General features: G+C 72.1%; 17 protein-coding genes. 9 read left to right on the top strand and 8 right to left on the bottom strand.

Going from position 1 to position 21,020, the window contains the following annotated elements; genetic code table 11:
• The first annotated feature begins 119 nt into the window (after positions 1-119).
• Positions 120-1,109 (top strand): glycerophosphodiester phosphodiesterase, encoded by a 990-nt coding sequence (locus AABM36_RS00540; RefSeq protein ID WP_423446681.1) that lies wholly within the window; start codon positions 120-122, stop codon positions 1,107-1,109.
• Here AABM36_RS00540 and purB read toward each other — a convergent pair.
• The gene (gene purB, locus AABM36_RS00535; protein ID WP_423446680.1) at positions 1,097-2,539 is read right to left on the bottom strand and encodes an adenylosuccinate lyase; all 1,443 of its coding nucleotides are present in this window, start codon (positions 2,537-2,539) and stop codon (positions 1,097-1,099) included. The genes AABM36_RS00540 and purB overlap by 13 nt on opposite strands.
• A 193-nt stretch (positions 2,540-2,732) precedes the next feature.
• Here purB and AABM36_RS00530 point away from each other — a divergent pair, with 193 nt between their 5' ends.
• The 5 genes from AABM36_RS00530 to AABM36_RS00510 all read left to right on the top strand — a co-directional run bounded on the left by AABM36_RS00530 (position 2,733) and on the right by AABM36_RS00510 (position 9,519).
• Complete coding sequence (locus tag AABM36_RS00530; RefSeq protein ID WP_423446678.1) at positions 2,733-3,134, top strand: hypothetical protein; 402 nt, start codon at positions 2,733-2,735, stop codon at positions 3,132-3,134.
• Positions 3,131-5,230, top strand: coding sequence for a lipase family protein (locus AABM36_RS00525; RefSeq protein WP_423446676.1), 2,100 nt, complete (start codon positions 3,131-3,133; stop codon positions 5,228-5,230). Before AABM36_RS00530 ends, AABM36_RS00525 begins: the two co-directional genes overlap by 4 nt.
• 611 nt (positions 5,231-5,841) lie before the next feature.
• Positions 5,842-7,053, top strand: a complete 1,212-nt coding sequence (locus AABM36_RS00520; RefSeq protein WP_423446674.1) for a thiamine pyrophosphate-dependent enzyme — start codon at positions 5,842-5,844, stop codon at positions 7,051-7,053.
• Entirely contained in the window at positions 7,050-8,024 is a 975-nt protein-coding gene (locus AABM36_RS00515; RefSeq protein ID WP_423446672.1) for an alpha-ketoacid dehydrogenase subunit beta, read from the top strand. The genes AABM36_RS00520 and AABM36_RS00515 overlap by 4 nt, the downstream gene beginning before the upstream one ends.
• Positions 8,025-8,082: 58 nt before the next feature.
• Entirely contained in the window at positions 8,083-9,519 is a 1,437-nt protein-coding gene (locus AABM36_RS00510; RefSeq protein WP_423446670.1) for a dihydrolipoamide acetyltransferase family protein, read from the top strand.
• Between the two features lie 199 nt (positions 9,520-9,718).
• On the opposite strand, the gene AABM36_RS00505 is transcribed toward AABM36_RS00510, so the two are convergent.
• The 5 genes from AABM36_RS00505 to AABM36_RS00485 all read right to left on the bottom strand — a co-directional run bounded on the left by AABM36_RS00505 (position 9,719) and on the right by AABM36_RS00485 (position 14,793).
• Entirely contained in the window at positions 9,719-10,261 is a 543-nt protein-coding gene (locus AABM36_RS00505; RefSeq protein WP_019309954.1) for a DNA-3-methyladenine glycosylase I, read from the bottom strand.
• 410 nt (positions 10,262-10,671) lie between these two features.
• Positions 10,672-11,697 (bottom strand): hypothetical protein, encoded by a 1,026-nt coding sequence (locus AABM36_RS00500; RefSeq protein WP_423446668.1) that lies wholly within the window; start codon positions 11,695-11,697, stop codon positions 10,672-10,674.
• Positions 11,694-12,953 carry an ATP-binding protein gene (locus AABM36_RS00495; protein ID WP_423446666.1) on the bottom strand — a complete coding sequence of 420 codons (1,260 nt, stop codon included), beginning with the start codon at positions 12,951-12,953 and terminating at the stop codon, positions 11,694-11,696. The genes AABM36_RS00500 and AABM36_RS00495 overlap by 4 nt, the downstream gene beginning before the upstream one ends.
• Positions 12,954-13,020: 67 nt before the next feature.
• On the bottom strand, positions 13,021-13,737 hold the full coding sequence (locus AABM36_RS00490; protein ID WP_029603191.1) for a response regulator transcription factor: 717 nt from the start codon (positions 13,735-13,737) through the stop codon (positions 13,021-13,023).
• 60 nt (positions 13,738-13,797) lie between these two features.
• Positions 13,798-14,793 (bottom strand): hypothetical protein, encoded by a 996-nt coding sequence (locus AABM36_RS00485; RefSeq protein WP_019309958.1) that lies wholly within the window; start codon positions 14,791-14,793, stop codon positions 13,798-13,800.
• Positions 14,794-14,920: 127 nt separating this feature from the next.
• Between AABM36_RS00485 and AABM36_RS00480 the strand changes: the two genes are divergently transcribed.
• Positions 14,921-16,630: a long-chain-fatty-acid--CoA ligase gene (locus AABM36_RS00480; RefSeq protein ID WP_019309959.1), complete on the top strand. Its 1,710-nt coding sequence runs from the start codon at positions 14,921-14,923 to the stop codon at positions 16,628-16,630.
• A 134-nt stretch (positions 16,631-16,764) separates the two neighbouring features.
• Entirely contained in the window at positions 16,765-17,676 is a 912-nt protein-coding gene (locus AABM36_RS00475; RefSeq protein WP_019309960.1) for a LysR family transcriptional regulator, read from the top strand.
• Positions 17,677-18,190: 514 nt separating this feature from the next.
• On the opposite strand, the gene AABM36_RS00470 is transcribed toward AABM36_RS00475, so the two are convergent.
• Positions 18,191-18,676 (bottom strand): MarR family winged helix-turn-helix transcriptional regulator, encoded by a 486-nt coding sequence (locus tag AABM36_RS00470; protein WP_019309961.1) that lies wholly within the window; start codon positions 18,674-18,676, stop codon positions 18,191-18,193.
• Positions 18,677-18,724: 48 nt separating this feature from the next.
• Positions 18,725-19,657 carry an NADH-quinone oxidoreductase subunit J gene (locus AABM36_RS00465; protein ID WP_019309962.1) on the bottom strand — a complete coding sequence of 311 codons (933 nt, stop codon included), beginning with the start codon at positions 19,655-19,657 and terminating at the stop codon, positions 18,725-18,727.
• 159 nt (positions 19,658-19,816) lie between these two features.
• Here AABM36_RS00465 and AABM36_RS00460 point away from each other — a divergent pair, with 159 nt between their 5' ends.
• Positions 19,817-20,893, top strand: a complete 1,077-nt coding sequence (locus AABM36_RS00460) for a glutathione S-transferase family protein (RefSeq protein ID WP_047979231.1) — start codon at positions 19,817-19,819, stop codon at positions 20,891-20,893.
• Positions 20,894-21,020: the final 127 nt, after the last annotated feature.

Below are 21,020 nucleotides of genomic sequence, written 5' to 3'. Positions count from 1 at the left end.
GCGCCCCGGGGACCACCGTCCTCGGGGCGCCTGTTCGTTCACGCGGACGTCATCCCAAGGCTACTGGCGCGTCAGTTGGTGCTCGGTCTCCCGTCGCCGCGGCTTCCTACCGTGGGGCCGTGGCTGCCTCGACCGAACGTCCTCCCGCCCGTCCTCTGATCTACGCGCACCGCGGATCCTCGCACCGCTATCCGGAGCTGACCCGGGCGGCCTACGTCCAGGCGATCGCCGACGGCGCGGACGGCGTGGAGTGCGACGTCCACCTGACACGTGACGGCCACCTGGTGCTGCACCACGACGCCCAGCTGGGCCGCACGTCCAACGGCTCCGGGCCAGTGGCCCAGCACACCCTGGCGCAGCTGCGGGAGCTGGACTTCACCTCGTGGAAGGGTGTGGAGATCCCGCCGTCCCACGGGGCGGCCCACGAGCAGCTGCTCACGCTGGACGAGCTGCTGGACCTGCTGCTGGCCGCCGGGCGTCCCATGGGCCTCGCCGTGGAGACCAAGCACCCCAGCCCGTACGGCCACGGGCTGGAGGAGGCCCTGCTCGTGCTGCTCATGCGGCGCGGCTGGAACCCGGAGACCGGGATGCTCGGAACCGTGACGGTCTCGATCATGAGCTTCCACCCGGATGCCGTGCGCCACGTGCTGGACCACGTGCCACCGCGCCACGTGTGCCAGCTGGTCTCTCAGTCCACCGTGGAGTCGGTGCGCGCCGGTCTCGGCGTGGGCACCGCCACCGCCGCCGTGTGCCGCGCGGGCATGCGCCTCGTGATGCCTCCCGGGGTGCCCCTCATCTCCCGTGGGGAGGTGGAGCTCGCGGGGCCGGGGATCCGGTTCGTGCGGGACAACCCCCGGCTGGTGGAGCAGTGGCTCCAGCGCGGATCCGTGCTGCGGGTGTGGACGGTGGACACCTTCGCGGACACCCACGTGTGCCTGGCCCTGGGGGTCCAGCAGATCACCACCAACGTGCCCGCGCTGGTCCGCCGCTGGACCACCGAGCACGTGAACTCTGCACAGACCGCCTCGGAGAGCGCCTCTCCGAACGTCTCGGCGCACGGCCGAGGCGTTCGGGAGCGCGAGCTGGTTGCCGCGGCTCAGAGGCCGTAGGAGTCCACGAGCTGTTCCGCCAGCCCGGTGTACCCGCCCGGGGTCAGTGCGCTGAGGCGCTGGGCGGTCTCCTCGGACAGCCCCAGCCCAGCGATGAACTCCCGCATGCGCCGGGCGTCCACGCGGTGTCCGCGGGTCAGATCCCTGAGCCGCTCGTAGGGGTTGCCCATCCCCTCGCGGCCCGCAACGGCCTCCGCCCGCATGGCGGTCTGGACGGCCTCCCCGAGCACCTCCCAGTTCTGGTCGAGGTCCTCCGCCAGGGTGGCCTCCGCGACGTCCAGGCGCTCCAGGCCCTTGACCACGTTGGAGATGGCCAGCAGCGAGTGCCCGAAGGCCACGCCGATGTTGCGCTGGGAGGAGGAGTCGGTGAGGTCCCGCTGCCACCGGGAGGTCACGAGCGTGGCGGCCAGGGTGTCCAGCAGGGAGCAGGAGATCTCCGCGTTGGCCTCCGCGTTCTCGAACCGGATGGGGTTGACCTTGTGCGGCATGGTGGAGGATCCCGTGGCGCCCTCCACGGGGATCTGCTGGAAGTAGCCGATCGAGATGTAGGACCACACGTCCGTGCACAGGTTGTGCAGGATCCGGTTGAAGCGCGCCACGTCCGAGTAGAGCTCGGCCTGCCAGTCGTGGGACTCGATCTGGGTGGTCAGGGGGTTCCACGTGAGCCCCAGGCCGGTCACGAACGAGCGGGAGATCCCCGGCCAGTCCGTGTCCGGTGCGGCGGCGGTGTGGGCCGCGAAGGTTCCGGTGGCGCCGTTGAGCTTGCCCAGGAACTCGGTGCCGGCCACGCGCTGCACCTGACGGTCCAGGCGGTGGGCGAAGACCGCGAGCTCCTTGCCCAGGGTGGTGGGCGTGGCGGGCTGGCCGTGCGTGCGGGAGAGCATGGGCACTGCCTTGGCCTCGCGGGCCATGGCGGAGACCGCCGCCACGAGACCGCGCGCCGCGGGCAGCCAGACCTGCTCCACCGCGTCCTTGACGCCCAGGGCGTAGGAGAGGTTGTTGATGTCCTCGGAGGTGCACGCGAAGTGCACCAGGGGCGTGAGGTGCCCGAGGCCCAGCTCCGGCAGGCGCCGCCCGATGAAGTACTCCACCGCCTTCACGTCGTGGACCGTGACGGCTTCGAGCTCCGCGAGTTCCGCCACGGCGGCGGCGTCGAAGCCGGTCACGATGGCGCGCAGTCCCGCTTCCTGTTCGGCCGTGAGGGGCTCCAGGCCGGCCAGTGCGCGCTGGGCGCACAGGTGGATGAACCACTCGACCTCCACGTGCACTCGCTCGCGATTCAGCGCGGCCTCGGAGAGGTGGTCCACCAGGGGGGCGGTCTGCGGGCGGTAGCGGCCGTCCAGCGGTCCCAGCGCCAAGGCGGGGCTCTGCTGGCCCAGGGCCACTCGTCCGGACGGGAGGGTCTGCGCGGCATTCGACATGGTTCCCATTCTTCCACGGGCCAGGGGGCGCCCGCCCGGTGCGAGGTGCCGCGGCGAGGGGCCTGCACCGCCGGGCACCCGGGGTGGCCCGGGAGGCCCGAGTCCCCAGCCCCCACCGGGCGGCTCTCGCTCCGCCGCACGGCTTTCTAGCCTGGTCCCGCGCGACGAGCCCCCCGTCCGCGCAGTGCGGAGAGGACACCACATGACACCCACGGCACTCGCCGCCGCGCCCGGGGCGTTCCCCGGGATCAGCGGACTGGTCCACGAGCACCTCACGGCTCTCGCCCAGCGGTACGACGACGCCGCCGAGCACCTGGGCGTCCTGCGTGCCCGGGTGGCCGAGGCCGGAGAGGTGCACGGGACCTGGTGCGGACCGGGCGCCCGCCTCTTCAAGATTCGGGTGGAGCAAGACGTGGCCGGACTGGGCGAGGACATCGCGATGTGCCGGGAGGTCTCCCGGACGCTGCGCTGGTCCGCGACCGCGCTCGCGGACCGCCTCGCGGAGCTCGAGACCGCGGCGGGAATCGGCGCCCCGCTGCTGTCCACCCTCGGGGCCGTCCTGGGGCCGGGTCTCCTGACCGCACCCGCGGGGCGTCGGCCGTGAGCCCCGTGGACGGTGCGGGCCGCCCGACGCATCCGGCGCCACCGGCCCACGAACCCCGCCAGGCGGCGTCGCCGGGTGGAGCCGTCACGGAGCTCCGCGGTCCCGCGGAGGATCTGCAGGGTGAGCTGTACGGTGACGCGGCGGCGTCGCGTCCCGCGGCGGAGGGGTTCGAGTCCGAGCAGGACGTCGCGGCCGCGGTGGCCGGCGCACGGGAAACCATGGTCGTGCACAGCGGCGCGGGAGTGGGCGGCGGGACCACGGTGGACACGGACGGGATGCGGGCCACGTGCGGGGACCTCTCGCGCGTGGCCTCGGAGTGCCGCGAGGTGGCGGCCACCCTCACGCCGCTCGCGGTCGAGGCGCAGCTGTGGGCCCTGACCGGAGAGCCCCTGCTGGGTGACGCGGCGGTGGTGTCGGGGCTGCTCGTGACGGGTGTGCTGGACCACGCGGCGGAGGTCTCCCACACGGCCCGGAAGCTCGAGGTGGCCGCGCAGCGCTACGAGGCGGCCGAGCGGACCATCACCGGGGCGTTCAGCGCCGAGCAGCTGAAGGCACCCTGGCCGGGAGCGGGAGTCGCGTTCCTGCGGGACATGGCACGCTCGGTGGAGGATCTCGAGGTGGCCTTCACCCGCGCCGGGATCGACAGCCCCGAGGCTTTCTGGGACGACGTCCGGTTCACCGGCTTCGGGCTCCTGGTCCGCGGCGGAGGTCCCCACGGCACGGACGCGATAGTCCGCGGTCCGGGCCTGGACGACCTCCTGGACGGGGCCCTCCAGCTGCCGTGGCCCGACGGCGCCGCGGCCGGGTCCGGCGCTACGGCGGAGGATGGTGCGGCCGAGGGGGCGTCAGGCGCGGCAGCCGGCCCCGCGGCGTCGGCCACGGGGCGGCGCCCGACGATCGGTGAGCAGCTGCGGAACATCGCGGTGGAGCGGCTCTCGACCGCCGGTCGCAGGGTGACGGAGGGGTCCCTTGCTGAGGAACCTCCTGCCGCGGACGGCGCGGACATCTCGGAACTGGAGGTGGCCGTGGCCGCGATGACGATGGCTGTGCCCGGGGCGGCCGGTGTGTACGCGCTGTATCGCGAAGGCCGTCGGTTGAACCCGGCGGAACGCACCGGGGCGGCGCTCGGGGGAGTGGTTCGCAACCTGGAGGAGGACCATCCCCTGTACCCGGCGCGGCGAGAGGTGTTCACGGGAGTCACCCCGCGCACTGCGCGTGAGCACCACATGACGCCGCTGCCCCGCAGGCCCCTGCCCGCCGGTGTGCGCCACGACGGCGCCGTGCCCACCACCGTGGCCGGAACGGCCGCGGCCCTCAAGGACGCCAAGAACATCGTCTCGGGCGCGGACGCGAGCGGCGAATCCGTGGAGAACAGCACGGTGATGGTGCAGAAGGCCACCGGCGCGGACGGACGCAGCGCGTACTCGGTGGTTCTCACCGGGACCGAGCAGTGGTCGGACGGGCCCGGTGTGCACGACCTCAAGGGCATCGGCCAGGGTATGACGGCATCCCCCACGGACTCCCTCACCGAGCTCCCGCAGGCTCAGCGCATGGCGTTGCAGGCCCTGCAGGACGCGGGCATCCGCCCCGGGGACACGGTGGTGCTCACGGGCCACAGCCTGGGCGGGATCGACGCCGCTGGGCTCGCCGCGAACCAGGAGTTCCGCAGCCGCTACGACGTCCAGGCCGTCACCACGTACGGCGCCCCCGTGGGGGACTTCGCCATTCCTGCCGAGACCTCGGTGATGGCCGTGGAGCACGTCGACGACCTGGTCCCCACCCTGGACGGCGTGCCCAACCCGGACGGTGGACGCCGGTCCACGGTGCGGGTGAACACGCCCTACGCGGGCGCGGTGGGCTACAAGGGCGGGCCACTGGGAACCGCGGCGCACGAGATGAACCTCTACGTCGTGGGAGCCCAGGGCATCTCAGGGTCCGGCAACCCGACCGTGGAGGCCCACGAGCGGCAGCTGGCCGCAGCCGTTCCCCACGGGCCGGGAGTCCGGACCGAGACCTACGTGTACGCCGGGTGGGAGGAGCACGTCGGCCTGGAGGGGGAGAGGGTCCAGGGTGGCGGTGCGCCGCCGGCCCGGTGAGGGCGAGGCGTCGCTGCCCGGGGGCGTGAGGCGCCCGCGCCCACGGCTGGTACCCGCAGCCCGCGTCAGTCCGGCCACCGCGGCGGGGACCCGGTGGACGCGGATCTGGGCACGCCGGTCGGGGAGCGGTGGGCCGGGCAGGCCGATTTCGGCCCGACGGGGCCAACGCCACGCACGCGACCGCCCGGTTGTCTGGGAGTTCTCGCAGAAGCCGGTGGAGCGAGGAACGGTTCGTCCTGGTCGGCGCTGCACGGGGTCGTGCTGGTCGGTCGGGGCGGAGGGAGGGCGGTCGCGCGGCACGGTCCCGCGGGGCTGCGCCCTGCACAAGGAGCCCGGGGGTCGCAGCGCACTTGCGGGGGTGCCGCAGAGCCGGGTTCTCACGGATTCCCGTCAGTTACCACGAGCGAACACGCCCGGTTTGTGACCTGCGGCACTTCGAACCGCGCCCGTGTAGGCTCTGGTGAACCCGAGGCGAACGCCCGATTCCTGGAACTCTGCGCGACCTTCCCGTACCCCTCACCATGCCGACACCCCGGCAGCACCGAGGACGCGGAGCGCCCCCGAGAACCTGTGTTCGCAAGGCTCGACATGACCGGGGCGATCCTCCGGTCATGAAGACAGTGGAAGGACCGAGACCGACCATGGAACCACGTACCCATCCGGGTGCTGTGCAGAGCACGCTCCCCCGGCACCAGTTGCTGGACGAGCGCGGCGTCGTCACGCAGAACCCGCTCCTGACCCCCTATGCGGAGGACATCACCGTCGATGACCTCAAGCATCTCTACCGCTCCATGACCATGTCGCGGCGGATCGACGAGGAAGGCACCTCGTTGCAGCGCCAGGGACAGCTGGTGCTCTGGGTGCCCCTGCGGGGCCAGGAGGCCGCGCAGATCGGCTCCGCGTGGCCCACGCGGCCCACCGACAGGCTCTACCCCTCCTACCGCGAGCACGCCGTGGCCTTCGAGCGCGGCGTGGAGCCCTCCGAGCTCATGCGCTACTTCCGCGGACACACCGCGGGTGGCTGGGACCCCGAGAAGCACAACCTCAACCTCTACACCGTGGTGCTCGGCTCTCAGGCACCCCACGCCGTGGGGTACGCCATGGGCACCATGATGGACCGCAAGGCCGCCGAGGATGCCGGAACGCCGCTGGAGACCGACCCCGATGCCGTGGTCGCGTACTTCGGGGACGGTGCCAGCACCGAGGGCGAGGTCCACGAGTCCATGGTCTTCGCGGCGTCCTACGACGCACCGGTGCTGTTCTTCATCCAGAACAACCAGTGGGCCATCTCCGTGCCCTTCTCCACGCAGTCCCGCGGACCCCTCGCCGCGAGGGCGGCGGGCTACGGCTTCGAGGGCCTGCGGGTGGACGGCAACGACATCCTGGCCGTGGTGGCCGCCACGCGCTACGCCCTGGAGAAGATTCGCAAGGGCGAGGGCCCCGTCCTCATCGAGGCCGAGACTTACCGCATGGGCGCGCACACCACCGCGGACGATCCCACCAAGTACCGCAAGCGGGAGGAGGAGGACCAGTGGGGCCTGCTCGATCCCATCGAGCGGCTCAAGGTCCACCTGCGCACCGAGCACGGTGTGGATGACTCGTTCTTCGACACCGTGGCGCAGGAGAACGACGACCTCGCGAACCGGATGCGCGCGGACGTCCTCGCCATGACCCCGCCCGAGTTCGTGGACCGGTTCGAGCACGTCTACGCCGAACCGCACTCGCTCGTGGACGCCGAGCGCGCCGAGTACCTGGAGTACCAGGCCGGATTCGACGTCGCGGACGAAGCCCAGAACTCGGAACCGGAAGGAGCGGGCGCGTGAGCAAGCTGACCATTGCCAAGGCCATCACCGCAGGGCTCACGCGAGCCATGGAGGACGACCCCAAGGTCATGCTCATGGGGGAGGACATCGGTTCCCTGGGCGGCGTGTACCGCGTGACGGAGGGGCTCAAGGCCCGGTTCGGTGCGCACCGCGTGCTGGACAGCCCTCTGGGCGAGGCGGGCATCGTGGGCACCGCGGTGGGGCTTGCGCAGCGCGGTTACCGCCCGGTGTGCGAGATCCAGTTCGACGGGTTCACCTTTCCCGCGTTCAACCAGATCACCACGCAGGTGGCGAAGATCCACGCGCGCTCCGAGGGCAAGCTCAAGCTGCCCATGACCATCCGCATCCCGTACGGCGGCGTCATCGGGTCGGTCGAGCACCACTCCGAGTCCCCGGAGGCGCTGTACGCGCACACCGCGGGGCTGCGGATCATCACCCCGTCCAACGCGCACGACGCCTACTGGATGGAGCAGCAGGCGATCGCGAGCGACGACCCGGTCATCATCTTCGAGCCCAAGCGCCGCTACTGGCTCAAGGGCGAGGTGGACGAGACCGCCGAACCCACGGACCCGTTCTCCGCCGCCGTGATCCGGGAGGGCGAGGACGCCACCGTGGTGGCCTGGGGTCCCCTGGTGCCCGTGGCGCTGGCCGCGGCGAATGCCGCCGAGGAGGACGGGCGCAGCGTGGAGGTCATCGACCTGCGCAGCATCTCGCCGATCGACTTCGACACGCTCACCGCCTCGGTCCGCAAGACCGGTCGCCTGGTGATTGCCCACGAGGCCCCCACGTTCGGCGGCCTGGGCGGAGAGATCGCCGCGCGCGTGACCGAGCAGGCCTTCTACTCGCTCGAGGCCCCGGTGCTGCGCGTGGGAGCGTTCCACATGCCGTACCCGCCGGCCGCGGTGGAGGAGCACTACGTCCCGGATCTGGACCGGGTGCTCGACGCACTCGACCGTTCCTTCACCTACTAGACATTCAGACCATCACCGCGCTCGACGACGAGTGCGGTGTCCCCAGGAGGGAGAACAGATGTCCCAGGTTTTCACACTGCCCGACGTGGGCGAAGGGCTGACCGAGGCCGACATCCTGGCCTGGAAGGTGTCCAAGGGCGACACCGTGTCCGTCAACCAGGTGCTCGTCGAGATCGAGACCGCGAAGTCCGTGGTGGAGCTGCCCTCCCCGTACGCGGGAACGGTGCAGGAGCTCATGGTGGCCGAGGGCGACACCGTGGACGTGGGCACGCCCATCATCACGGTCAGCTCGGGCGACGACGCCCCCGCGGGCGGCACCGACCCCGGGTACACGGGCACGGTGCCCCAGGACGGTCTCGCCGATGCCTCCGGATCTGCGGCCGGTGCGGCCGCTTCGCCGGAGGGCGAGGAGCAGCCCCAGGGCCAGGCGCTCGTGGGCTCGGGGCCCAAGGCGGATCCCGTGCGTCGGCGCCGCCGCAACCGCCCGGCCTCCGGCGCCCCGCAGGAGCGCGAGGAGGCCCCCGCGCAGAGCGCTGCACCCGTCCCAGCCCCGGCCGATGTGGACGGCGGGGGCACCACCGCAGTCACGGGCCCCGCGGGTGGTGTGGTGCCCCGGCGACCCGGTCTGGCCAAGCCCCCCGTGCGCAAGGCCGCCAGGGAGATGGGTATCGACCTCGCGGACGTGGAGGCCACGGGCGAGGCGGGTCAGGTCACCAAGCGCGATCTGCTGGCCCACGCCGAGCGCAGCGGTGCGTCTGGAGCCTCGTCCGGTGCTGCGGCTCCCGTGGCTGTTCGCGAGAACGGTGAGCGGGTCGAGCGGATCAAGGTCAAGGGCGTCCGCAAGGCCACGGCCCAGAACATGGTCAAGTCCGCGTTCACCGCGCCGCACGTGTCCATCTTCGTGGAGGTGGATGCCACCCGGACCATGGAGTTCGTCAAGCGGCTCAAGCAGTCCCCGCGCATGGAGGGCGTGAAGATCTCTCCGCTGCTGATCGTGGCCAAGGCCGTGATCTGGGCCGCAGAGCGCAACCCGGACGTGAACGCCACGTGGTCGGACACCGAGATCATCGTGAAGCACTTCATGAACCTGGGGATCGCGGCGGCCACGCCGCGGGGTCTGCTGGTGCCCAACATCAAGGACGCGCAGGACCTCTCCCTGCGCGATCTCGCCGTGGCGCTGCAGCAGCTCACCGAGACGGCACGCGCCGGGCGCACGCAGCCTGCGGAGATGCAGGGCGGCACGCTGTCGATCACGAACATCGGTGTCCTGGGAGCGGACACCGGCACCCCCATCATCAATCCCGGGGAGTCAGGCATCCTGGCGTTCGGGGCCATCAAGCAGAAGCCGTGGGTGATGGACGGGGAGGTGGTTCCCCGCTGGATCACCACTCTCTCCGGCTCGTTCGACCACCGCGTGGTGGACGGGGAACTGGCTGCCCGCTTCATGTCGGACGTGGCCCGGATCGTGGAGGAGCCGGCCCTGTTGCTGGAGTGAGTCACGGCTGACCGCGCCCTTCCGGGGCACGGCGCAGACGCATCGAGGGGCACCCGCGGCACACGCGGGTGCCCCTCGCTGCGCCGGGCGCCCCTCCGCCGCGCCGGGCGCCCCTCCGTCGTGCCGGGCGCCGTGAACCGCGGCACCGCCCGGAGTGCCTCGCCGCAGCGGGGAACGGACGGGTCGTCCCGGGCGCGTGTCACGTGGCGCGGAAGCACCCCGCCACGTGACCGGGCGCCCGCCCGATCCGCTGCAGCCACCGGTGGGCGGTCACCGGACCCACCAGCACGATCCCGTGGGAGCGCAGGGTGAGGGACAGCCTGCGGGACGCGGCGGTGCTGTCCGGCAGGTCCAGCGCGTTCTGCGGTGGTGCCTCCGCCGGTGGCACCTGGGCTTCGGTGAGCAGCTCGTTCCACCGGGTGACGTCCCAGTCCTGGCACACCTCCGCGTTGTGGATCACCGCCTCGATCTTGGCCCGGTTGCGGATCAGGTCAGCGGTCACCAGGAGGTCCTCGACGTCGTCCTCGTCGAACAGAGCCACGCGCTCCGGGCGCAGGTGGGCCATGTGCAGGTACCAGGCCCCGTGGCGTGCGGACTGCGACCACCGGGCCAGCCCCGAGTCGACCAGTTCGAGCATGAGGGCGGCGAAGTGCTCGGCGGGGGTGCTCGGAGGGGTCCCCCACTCGTCGTCGTGGTCCGCGAGTGCGCCGGCCGTGCCGAGCGCCCAGGGGCAGCGGGACACACCGTCCCCGCACAGCACTGAGCGGAAGGCGTCGCGGGGGCTGGCGGTGGGGCGCTGATGGCTCCCGCCGGCCGCGGGGAGCGTCCCGGACGTGGGCAGCGCCGGCCCGGGAGCCGGGGGATCTGGTGCCGGGGCTGGTGGCTGCGCCGGGCAGGGGAGGGAACGTGCCGTCGTCGTCATGGCAGGAGGCTAGGACGCACGTGAGGCCCCGGTGCCGTGGGGCGGCAGCTCTGTGGAGTGCGGGATGGTGACTGCGGCTGAGGACCCGGGTGTGCAGGGCGCTCGCCGCGGGGCGCGCCCGGGCGAGCCGGAGGACGGGTGCCGCCTGGCAAGTGCGCGGTGCACGGTGCGTGGCGTCGATCACCGGCCCCGCCGGAGGACGCCCGGTCGGAGGAGGCGGCGGCATCCGGTCAGAAGGTGGACACGGCGCCCGTGACGTCCTCGATCTCCACGGCCAGGGGGTCGTCGTCGGGGTTCTGGGAGTCGTGGACGATGAACACGGCGGCGGGATCGCCCGGGGGCAGGGCGCGGACCGTGACCACTCCCGAGCGGACGTGGGCGAAGATCTCGGAGAGCTGGCGGGCGGTGGCGGAGAGCACCGCGTCGGACGGCGGGGTGCCGCGCTCGTCGAGGATGTCCACCGTGATCCCGCGGGCACGCGCCGCCCGGGTGAGCTCCAGGACGTGGGGGGTGGCGATGGAGCGGCCACGGATGCTGTCCCGCAGCTGCGCCTCCGTGAGGCGGAACTGCTGCAGGTCGTAGTCGGTGACCACCGTGGACTCCTGGGCGATCTGCTCCAGGAGACCGCCGGCGAGGCGGCGCACCTCGTCCACGCGGCGGCTCGAGGCGTGGCGCATGTCCTTCTCGACCTCGTCGTTGCTGCGGGCGGCTTCGAGGATCCGCTGCCTCTCCTCCCGCCGGTTCATGAAGAAGGTGTACTGCCGCTCCACCATCCAGGTCACGATCATCACGGCCACACCCACCACGTGGTAGGCCTCGATGGGGAGGGGCACCCCGTCCACCACGGGCCAGCGGAGCACGGACATGACCGTCACACCGAGCCACACGAGCAGCGCCCATCCCGGTCTGCGACGCATCCCCAGAGCGAACAGCTCGGCGATGAACCCCAGGTGGAACCACGGGGACTGCCCGGCGTCCGTGGTCAGTGGAGTGGCCGCGTAGCCCTGCTGCGCCGCCACCAGGAACAGGGTGGCGCTCAGCGCGGTGGGGACCACGTGGAACCGGCGGCCGTCCCACGCCGGCAGGGCGATGATCAGCCCGGACACCGCGTACGCCGTGAGGGAGACGAACATCGCCCACCTGGAGGTCGCGTCCTCGAGGTGACGCAGCGCGTCCACGAACGGTGCGCCGAACGTGGCCAGGACGAGGAGCCCCATGAAGCGGTGGGCGAAGACCGGGCGGGTGACCTCGCTCATGCCACCACGTCCTTGGGCCACACGAGGTCCACCCGGGTGCCCCGGCCCGGGGCGGAGTCCAGGTGGACCACCCCGCCGATGGAGTCCACGTTCTCCATGATGGACACGCGCACACCGAGCCTGCGGTTCGGCACGTCGTGGTAGTTGAAGCCCCGGCCGTTGTCGCTGATGATGAAGCGCAGGTAGAAGCCCTCGGGATTGATGGGGCTCGCCTCGCAGATCTCGCCCTCCATGGCCACGGTGGTGATCGCGCTGCCGGAGTGCCGTGCGCTGTTGGACACGGCCTCCGTGACGGCCTGCGTGAGCCCGTGGGCCACGTAGGCGGGGACGAACACTCGGGGCTCACCGACGGGCCGCATGGGCGCCCGCAGGTTGGTAAAGCGCACGCGGTCCCGCCACGGGGACAGGGCCTCCATCAGCTCGTCCATGAGGTCGTGCACCATCACGGTGTGCGCGCCCGAGGCACGGCTGGACTCCTCGGCCAGCACATCCTGGGCCCGCGCGGCGAGCTCGCGGGTCCTGCGGGGCAGCACCCCGTGGTTGCGGGAGGCGTCGAGCAGCGCGGCCATGACGTTGTCGTGGATCAGACGGTCGATCCGTTCCTGGTCCTCCGTCTCCGACCGGCTGCGGGTCATGGCGAGCGTCTCGGACAGCGCCTCGGCGTAGTTGCGGTCCATGCGCTCGGTGCCACGCTTGCCCACCGTGATGATCATGATGAGCGTCAGGGCGAACACCAGACGGGAGAGTCCCGCCGCCACCCAGGACTCCGCCGTGGGAGTGACCGAGATGATCTGACTGGCCACAGTCGCGTAGACGGCCTCGATCCCCACGGTGTACAGCACGGCGGCCGCGGGACTCCACAGCACGGCCGCGGCCCCGGAGGCCAGGATGATGAACCCCGAGATCCACGGGTTCTGGGGCAGCATGCCCCCGGTGTAGGCCAGGGGCAGCGTCAGGATGGATGCGGCCACCACCGCGGTGTACGCCCGGAACACCCACGGGCGCACCGAGTGGTGCAGCCCGTAGTAGAGGGTGAGACCCGTCAGGACACCGAGCGCGGCCAGGAAGATGCTGTACCAGCCGTGCAGGTGCGACTGCTGCTGGGCGAAGATGGGCAACACCTCGATCAGGTGGGTCACCCCGAAGACCCCCACCCCGATCATCGCGAGCCAGTGGGCACGGTAGGTGTAGACCCCCAGTTTCCCCGGCGCGGTGGTGGCGAAGAACCGCTTCCACCGCAGCTGGGTGCTGACCACGCGGTAGGAGCGGGCCCTGCTCCCCGAGCTCCTGCCGCGCAGGGTCACGGGGTGCCCGGGGTGCTCGTCACAGCTTCTTCTCAGCCGTGGTGACGTCGTCCTCCGGATCCACCAGACCGTCCTCGATGGCGCGGATGCGCAGATCGATCTTGGTGGGCGCGGGGCGTCCGATGCGGGCGTACTTCTCCCGGATCCTGTCGATGTTGGTCTTCACCGCGGACTGCTTGATGCCCATGCGCCGCGCCACCTGGACCTGCGCGAACCCGGAGGCGTACAGCCGCAGGGTCTCGCGCTCGCGCGGGGACAGGGCCGCGCGCGAGAACTCCACGTCCCCGTCGATCGCCGCGGCCAGCTCCTTGGTGATCACCGGCTTGCCGTCCGCGATGGCGCGCGCCTCCTCGATGGCGTGCTCCAGCGGGTCGGACTTGCGCACCAGGCCCAGTGCGCCGGCGCGCAGGGCCTCCCTGATCAGTGCCGCGTTCTCGGCGATGCTGAAGATCAGCACCTTCATGCCCGCGCTGCGCAGCCGCTCCACGTTGCTCGCGGGGCGGGACTTGTCCGCCAGGGACAGGTCCAGCAGGACGACGTCGCACTCGATGCGCTTGGCCCCCTGCGCCGTGAGGGCGGGATTCTCCGGGTCCCGGCCCAACTGGTCCAGCAGCGTGGTCACGGAGTCCGAGGACCCCACCAGCTTGACGTCCGCCAGCGATGTCATGGACACCAGGCGGACACCTTCCCGAACCACTTCATGGTCGTCGACGATCGCGACGAGTGTTGAAGGCATGGATGTTTCCTCCGTACTCCCCTGTGGAGGCCCAGCCCAGGCCCCCGACAGTACGGAAGTCTACTGGCTCATTGCATGCGAAATGCTCCAAGCGTCCACTTTGCGGTGGTAGTACATTCCCCACAGTCCGCCGAGGACCGCGCCCACGAGACCCAGCACCAGCAGCCCGCCGATCGCCACAAGACCCACGGTTGGATTCGCCCCGATCATCTCCTGGGCCACCCAGCGGGAACCGTCCTCCACGGCGGCCTGTCCCGCCCACAGCAGCGCGGCGGCGGAGGCCGCGGCCCGGGCGACGACCGACCACAGCCACACGCACACCCCCTGCGCGGCTCCCGAGAACCGGGCCATGCGCCCGGCCACGTAGCCGCCCGCCAGCATCGACAGCAGCTCGACCGCACCCAGGACGACGACGCCGCCCCACAGCTGCGCGGACCCCGGCTCGTTCCAGGCCCGCGCCAGGGCGTCTCCCGCGCTGAGCCCGGTGTCGAGGCCCACGGCGGGGCCCGCGAGGATGGCGAGGGCCGTCAGCAGCGCACCCAGCGCCGCCGCCGTGAGCAGCCCCATGAGCCCGGGGACGATCTGCAGACCCCCGAAACGCTGACGCTGCCGGGCGCGCAGGGCCTCCGCCGTGAGACGCGGGGCCGCGGAGGCGCCTCCGGGGCGGACCGCGGGTCGCATCGTGTCCCACGACGCCTCGGCGGAGATCCTCTCCTGGGGGTGGGTGAGGTGGTCGTCGCCCACCGGGTTGGCCGGGCCGGAGTGCTGGTCCCGGGGGTGCAGACGCCCGGAGGCCACGCCGGTGCGGCCCGTGGGAGGGGCGCTGGGCAGGGGGCGGGTCCGTGCGGCGTCGTCCGCCGTGGAGGCGGGAACGGCCGCGGTGCGGGCCTCCTGCGCAGCGGCGGACCCGGGCTGGCCGTCGGGACCGGACCGGTGGTCGGGACGGGGAAGGGGCCGGGTGTCCTGGGAGGCGGAGTCGGGCCGCGCCGAGCCGTGTCCGCCCGTCCAGGGCGCGTTGCCGTCGTCGAAGGGGTCGCGGGCGGAGGAGGGGGACATGCGGGGGCCTCGATTCGGCGGGGAGTCCTGTGGCGGGTCCCCCGAAGTCTATCGAGGGCGGGGCGCCCGGCAGGAGCGGTGCCCCGCCTGCCGGGGCGCCTGCCGCAGGGCGGGTAATCTCGCTGTCATGGCTGACGTGAATTCCCGTGACTTCCTGGCGACCCGACCCTGGACGGCGAGCTACGACCCCGGGGTCCCTCGGGACCTGGACCTGCCCGAGACCTCCCTGGTGCACATGCTCGAGAAGTCCGTGGCGCGGCACGGGGCCAAGACCGCGGTCGAGTTCTTCGGCGCGGGAACCACCTACGCGCAGCTCGGGGAGCAGGTGCAGAGCGTGGCCGAGGGGCTGCGGGTGCTGGGCGTGCAGGCCGGGGACCGGGTGGCGATCGTGCTGCCCAACTGCCCCCAGCACATCGTGGCGTTCTACGCCGTGCTGCGGCTCGGTGCGATCGTGGTGGAGCACAACCCCCTCTACACGACCCCCGAGCTGCGCCACCAGTTCGAGGACCACGGTGCCCGCGTGGTGATCGCGTGGGACAAGGTGGCGTCGCGGATCACCAGCATGCCCAAGGACCTGGCCGTGGAGCACGTGGTGTCCGTGGACATCACCGCCGCCATGCCCGCGGCCATGCGCCTGGGCCTGCGGCTGCCCCTCAAGAAGCTCGCGGAGCAGCGGCGCGAGCTCACGGCCGCCGCTCCGGGCACGATCGCCTGGAAGTCCCTCCTGGACTCCGCGCCCCTGCGCTCGGACCACCCCCGCCCGAGTGCCACGGACATCGCCCTGCTGCAGTACACCTCCGGCACCACGGGCCAGCCCAAGGGCGCGATGCTGAGCCACCGGAACCTGGAGTCCAACGCGCTGATGGGGCAGCACTGGCTGGACAGCTCCTCGGACGAGGTCGTCTACGGCGTGCTTCCCCTGTTCCACGCCTTCGGGCTCACACTGGGTCTCACGTTCGCCATGTCACTCGGGGCCAAGCTGGTGCTGTTCCCCACGGTGCGTGCGGATCTGATCCTGAAGGCCATGAAGAAGTCCATGCCCACCGTGCTGCCGGCGGTTCCCCCGGTGTACCAGAAGGTGCTCGACGCCGCGCGGGAGCAGGGCAAGGACATCTCGGGCATCCGTGTGGCGGTTTCCGGTGCCATGAGCCTGCCCGTGCCCCTGGTGGCCACATGGGAGCAGGCCACGGGCGGCATGCTGATCGAGGGGTACGGGCTGACCGAGTGCTCACCCCTGGTGGCGTGCAACCCCCTCAACGACCACCGCCGGGCGGGGTCGATCGGCATCCCGTTCCCCGGCACCGACATCCGCATGGTGGACCCGGAGACGGGTGAGGACGTTCCGCTGGATGGCGAGGGCGAGCTGCTGGTCAAGGGCCCGCAGACCACCCAGGGCTACTGGAAGCGCCCGGAGGAGACCGCCAAGCTCTTCACCGAGGACGGCTGGCTGCGCTCCGGGGACATCGTCACCGTGGACCAGGACGGCTTCCTGCGGGTGGTGGACCGCATCAAGGAGGTCATCATCACCGGCGGGTTCAACGTGGCCCCCACCGAGGTGGAGACCGCCCTGAAGCTGCACGACAGCGTGGCCGACGCCGCCGTGGTGGGGATCCCCAACGACGACGGCAACGAGACCGTGGTGGCCGCCGTGGTGCTGGAACCCGGGGTGAGCCTCGACGAGGCTGCCCTGCGCCAGCACTGCTACGACAAGGTCACCCGGTACAAGGTCCCCCGCCGGATCATCGCCATGGACGATCTTCCCCGCACGATGCTCGGCAAGACCCTGCGACGGGCCGTCAAGGAGGAGATCCTGGAGAAGAAGCTCCTGGACTCCTGACCGCACCGCGCACCCGGTGCCACGGGCGGCAGCGGTGTGACGCATCCGGGGAACGGCCCGGGTGGGCTGGCTGGAGCACGTTCTCGGCGGCCCGCCGGGAGGCCGTGGCTCCGGACCCGAGGAGGTGGCCCGACATGGAGATCCGGCAGCTGACCTGCTTCGTCGCGGTGGCCGAGGAACGTCACTTCGGCCGGGCCGCCGAGCGGCTGCACATGGCGCAGCCGGCGCTGTCCCTGCTGATCCGTCAGCTGGAGGAGAACCTGGGTGCCAGACTCCTGGACCGCACCACGCGCAGGGTGGACCTCACCCCCGCGGGTCAGGAGCTGCTGGACCGGGGGAGGCGGGTCCTCCACGACCTCGAGCTGCTCGAGGCCGATGTCCGGCGGGAGGGCGACGCCTCGACGGGTGTGCTCCGGCTGGGGTTCGCCGGGGCCGCGGCGTACGACGTCGTCCCGGAGCTGGCGCGCGCGGTGCGGGCGGGGCTGCCCGGCGTCACCCTGAGCCTGCGGGGTGAGCTGCCGTCACCGGCGCTGGAGTCCGGGCTGCGGGACGGGAGCCTGGACGCGGCACTGCTGCACCCGCCCGTGGCCTCGCCGGGCATCCGCCACCGCGTCGTGGGGCGTGAGCCCCTCGTGGTGGCCCTGCCCGTCGACGCACCGCTGACCGCGCGGCCGTCGGTTGGCGTGGGCGCCCTGGAGGGTCTTCCGGTGGTTGCGCACCCGCCCGGGTCACCGCTGCACCGGGCCGCCCAGGAGCTGTTCCTCGCCGCGGGGCTCCCCCTGCGCATCGGGCAGGTGGCGCAGGACACGGCGAGCATGCTGTCACTCGTGGCGGCGGGAGGCGGGGTGGCGCTGGTTCCCGCGTCCGTGCGGGCCCTGCAGCTGCGGGGGGTCGTGTACGCGGAGCTCGAGGGGTCCCCGCAGATCGACCTCGCACTCGCCTGGCGTGACGAGGACCGCTCCGCCCGGCTGCGGGCTTTCCTGGATGTTGCACTGGGGTGGGTTGACTCCGCGGGAGCCACGGGCACGAGCCCTGCGGCGCGCTGACGGGTCCGGGCCGCGCGGTTGACTCCCGCCGGGCGGCAGCTGCGCGGGCCACCGCAGCGTGTCCGCGGGCCGGATGGGCTCATCCGGGCCGTCTCCGCTCCCGGCGGGGCGCCTCGGAGCACCCGGACCCTGTGGCTCACCCGGGGGACAGGGAACGGGGGAGAAGGACGAGGCGGTCGTTGCTCCGTGGCTCGACGGTGCGAGCGACGTTCCGCAACGGTGCAGGTCAGAGGCCGGTTGCAGCGCTGTTTTGCGGGTTTACTTGCGTCTGGATGGACTTGCCGCATAAAGTGGTGATGTCGGCCGAAGTGGCCCGGGTGCATCCCCCCAAATGCGCACCCGGATGATCCCCCGGCTGGCCGGCGTCCCGATCTCCCCCAGATTCGGGATGTCCGACGGGTCCTGCCGATCCCCCAAGTGGCAGGACCCGTCCCCTGTTAACGGGCCTTTCCGGCTCCTTCCCGAACGGACCGCACCGGGTGAGGCGCGGAGTCCTCCCGCCCGGTGCGGCGCCTCAGGCCAGTTTCAGATCCCCCAGACGGGGAACCACCTTGTGGGCGATGCTCAGCAGGGCCGTGCTCTCGTCCTCGGTCAGCTGGTCCACGAAGGCGGCCCGGACCATGGCGATGTGGGCGGGGGCCGCGCGGGTGATGGAGCTGCGCCCGTGCTCGGTAATCGCCACCACCAGGCCGCGGGCATCGGTGGGGCTGGGTGAGCGTCGGATCATGTCGCGGCGCTCCATGCGGGAGAGCATGTGGGACAGCCGCGAGCGCTCCCAGCCGAGCATGCGCAGCAGCTCGCGGGAGGGCAGCTCGCCGGTGGCCGACTCCGAGAGCGGGACCAGGACCTCGTACTCGGAGCCGGACAGCTCGCTGTCGCGCTGCAGCTGCCGGTCCACGGCGCGCTCCATGCTGCGGGACAGTTCCAGGAAGGCCCGCCACACCTCCTGCTCCCGGGCGTTCAGCCAGGGTGGGGTGCGGTTGCTCGATGTGCTGTCCATGCTCTGCTGCTTCCTCGGGGAGGCACCCCGTGCCGGGAGGGGGGTGTCTCAGGCGCGGGGGTCGCGTTTGATCCAGTCCGAATCGTAGTGGGTGCCGCCGGTGCCGCGCTCGCGCTCACGCAGCCGGTCGGCGTAGTCCGTGGGGCGCAGGGGCGAGTCGTCGTCGTCGGGGCGGGTGAAGCGGGCGGTCGCCACGAGCCCGAAACCCAGCCCGGCGCCCACGACCATGGTCATCCCTCCCACGATGAACGCGAGGACGTAGTCGTCCAGCAGGTCGGCGGGGACGGACGGGCCGAGCCACGAGGGCACCACGAACGCCATCCCCAGGCACGCGAAGCCGGGGACGAGCAGGACGGCGGGGATCAGCCAGAGCTTGGACCACGAGCGGCGCTCGGGCTCGCCGGGATCCTGGAAGACGGGCAGGGCGCGCGTCTGCACGAGCGCGTACCCCAGGACGCCGAGCACCACGAGGATCGCGCCCAGCACCCAGCCGAACCACAGGTCCATGGCCACGAGGGCCAGTCCTGCGAGCAGCCCCAGCATGATCACGGTGAAGGAGAGCCCTCGGCCCATCCTCCGGGCGGCGCGGGTCGCGGTGGTGCGGGCCTCGGAGCCGGCCGGGGCGGCGTCGTGCGCGGACCCGGTGGGCGACGCCGCCCGCGCACCGTGCGCGGGGCCGTGAGCTGCGGCGGTCCTGCTGGTGGGCGCCCCGCCCGGGTCCTGAGGCGGTGTCTGTGCGGGATCAACGCGGATGCCGTACTGCGGGCGGTCGGCGGCGCCGGGGCGGGTCACGGAGTCCTGCGGGGTGGTCGGACCGGAGGGAGCGTGGTCGGGTTTGCGTCCCGGGTCGCCATCTCGGGGGGTGCCGTGGTCCGCCCCCTCGGCGGCGGAGTTCCGGGCACGAGGGTTCTGGGCGTGCGGGTCCACGGCGCGGAGATCCGGCGAGTTGTGCTCGTCCCGGGGGCGCTGATCGGGGTTCATGGTGGCGATCCGAGGGTGTGGTCGGCGGTGCCGTGCGGACCGTGCCGCGAACGGGCTGGACACCGCCACTGTAGTCCGCTCGGCCCGGGACCGTCGCGGGCCAGGGGGGGCGGAAAAAGCGTGACGTATCATCAAGTCACACCACCGGAGGAGGACGCCATGACGGATCCCACCACGAGCACCACCCACTCCACCGCGGGGCTCTACGTCCACGCGGGGGAGGAGTACACGCGGGACACCACGTACATCGAGGACCGGATCGTGACGGAGCCGGACAGCGCCGAGCTCGCCCCCGGCGCTCGCGCGTGGCCGGTCGAGGCAGGGCGGTACCGGCTGGTCGCGGCGCGGGCGTGCCCGTGGGCCAACCGCACGCTGATCGTGCGCCGGCTGCTGGGCCTGGAGGACGCGATCTCCGTGGGGATGCCCGGACCCACGCACGACGCCCGGTCCTGGCGCTTCGACCTGGACCCCGACGGCCGGGATCCGGTGCTCGGCACGCAGCGGCTGCAGCAGAACTACCTCGCGCGGTTCCCGGACTACCCGCGCGGCATCACGGTGCCCGCGATCGTGGACGTCCCCACGGGGCAGGTGGTCACCAACGACTTCCCACAGATCACCGAGGACTTCGCCACCCAGTGGACCGCGTTCCACCGCGAGGGTGCCCCGGACCTGTGGCCCGCCGAGCTGGTTCCCGAGATGCGACGGGTGATGAAGCGCGTCTACACCGAGATCAACAACGGCGTGTACCGCTGCGGCTTCGCCGGTTCCCAGCAGGCCTACGACGCCGCGTACGAGCGGCTGTGGACCGCCCTCGACTGGGTGGAGGACCGGCTGGGCACGCGGCGCTACCTCATGGGGGAGCACATCACCGAGGCGGACGTGCGGCTGTTCACCACCCTGGTGCGCTTCGACCCCGTCTACGTGAGCCACTTCAAGGCCTCCCGCAACAAGCTCACCGAAATGCCCAACCTGTGGGGCTACGCCCGGGACCTCTTCCAGACCCCCGGCTTCGGGGACACGGTGGACTTCCAGCAGATCAAGGAGCACTACTTCGTGGTGCACCGGGACATCAACCCCTCGGGCATCGTGCCGCTCGGCCCCGATCTCTCCCCCTGGACGACGCCGCACGGCCGGGAGGCGCTCGGCGGCTCGCCGTTCGCGCCCGGCGCCACGGCCCCCGGCCCGGTGCGCGCCGAGGAGCGGGTGGCCCCGGAGCACACCCCTCTGGCCTCCTGAGCAGCGCTGGGCTGAGCCGGTCCTGGCTGAGCGGGCGGGGGCTGAGCGGACGGTGGGTTGAGCGGGCAGGGCGTTGAGCTGTTGCTGGGCTGATCCGGCGCGGCGTGCGGTGGTGGGAACCGCACAA

The organism is Kocuria sp. KSNUG (assembly GCF_049532735.1).
GTDB classification, from domain to species: Bacteria; Actinomycetota; Actinomycetes; order Actinomycetales; family Micrococcaceae; genus Kocuria; species Kocuria rhizophila.
This window is presented reverse-complemented; position numbering and strand designations above follow the sequence as displayed.

Excerpts from the sequence above, each read along its gene's own strand:
- purB (WP_423446680.1), bottom strand. The coding sequence starts at position 2,539 with ATGGGAACCATGTCGAATGCCGCGCAGACCCTCCCGTCCGGACGAGTG.
- AABM36_RS00530 (WP_423446678.1), top strand. The coding sequence starts at position 2,733 with ATGACACCCACGGCACTCGCCGCCGCGCCCGGGGCGTTCCCCGGGATC.
- AABM36_RS00520 (WP_423446674.1), top strand. The coding sequence starts at position 5,842 with ATGAAGACAGTGGAAGGACCGAGACCGACCATGGAACCACGTACCCAT.
- AABM36_RS00510 (WP_423446670.1), top strand. The coding sequence starts at position 8,083 with ATGTCCCAGGTTTTCACACTGCCCGACGTGGGCGAAGGGCTGACCGAG.
- AABM36_RS00500 (WP_423446668.1), bottom strand. The coding sequence starts at position 11,697 with ATGAGCGAGGTCACCCGCCCGGTCTTCGCCCACCGCTTCATGGGGCTC.
- AABM36_RS00490 (WP_029603191.1), bottom strand. The coding sequence starts at position 13,737 with ATGCCTTCAACACTCGTCGCGATCGTCGACGACCATGAAGTGGTTCGG.
- AABM36_RS00485 (WP_019309958.1), bottom strand. The coding sequence starts at position 14,793 with ATGTCCCCCTCCTCCGCCCGCGACCCCTTCGACGACGGCAACGCGCCC.
- AABM36_RS00480 (WP_019309959.1), top strand. The coding sequence starts at position 14,921 with ATGGCTGACGTGAATTCCCGTGACTTCCTGGCGACCCGACCCTGGACG.
- AABM36_RS00475 (WP_019309960.1), top strand. The coding sequence starts at position 16,765 with ATGGAGATCCGGCAGCTGACCTGCTTCGTCGCGGTGGCCGAGGAACGT.
- AABM36_RS00470 (WP_019309961.1), bottom strand. The coding sequence starts at position 18,676 with ATGGACAGCACATCGAGCAACCGCACCCCACCCTGGCTGAACGCCCGG.
- AABM36_RS00465 (WP_019309962.1), bottom strand. The coding sequence starts at position 19,657 with ATGAACCCCGATCAGCGCCCCCGGGACGAGCACAACTCGCCGGATCTC.
- AABM36_RS00460 (WP_047979231.1), top strand. The coding sequence starts at position 19,817 with ATGACGGATCCCACCACGAGCACCACCCACTCCACCGCGGGGCTCTAC.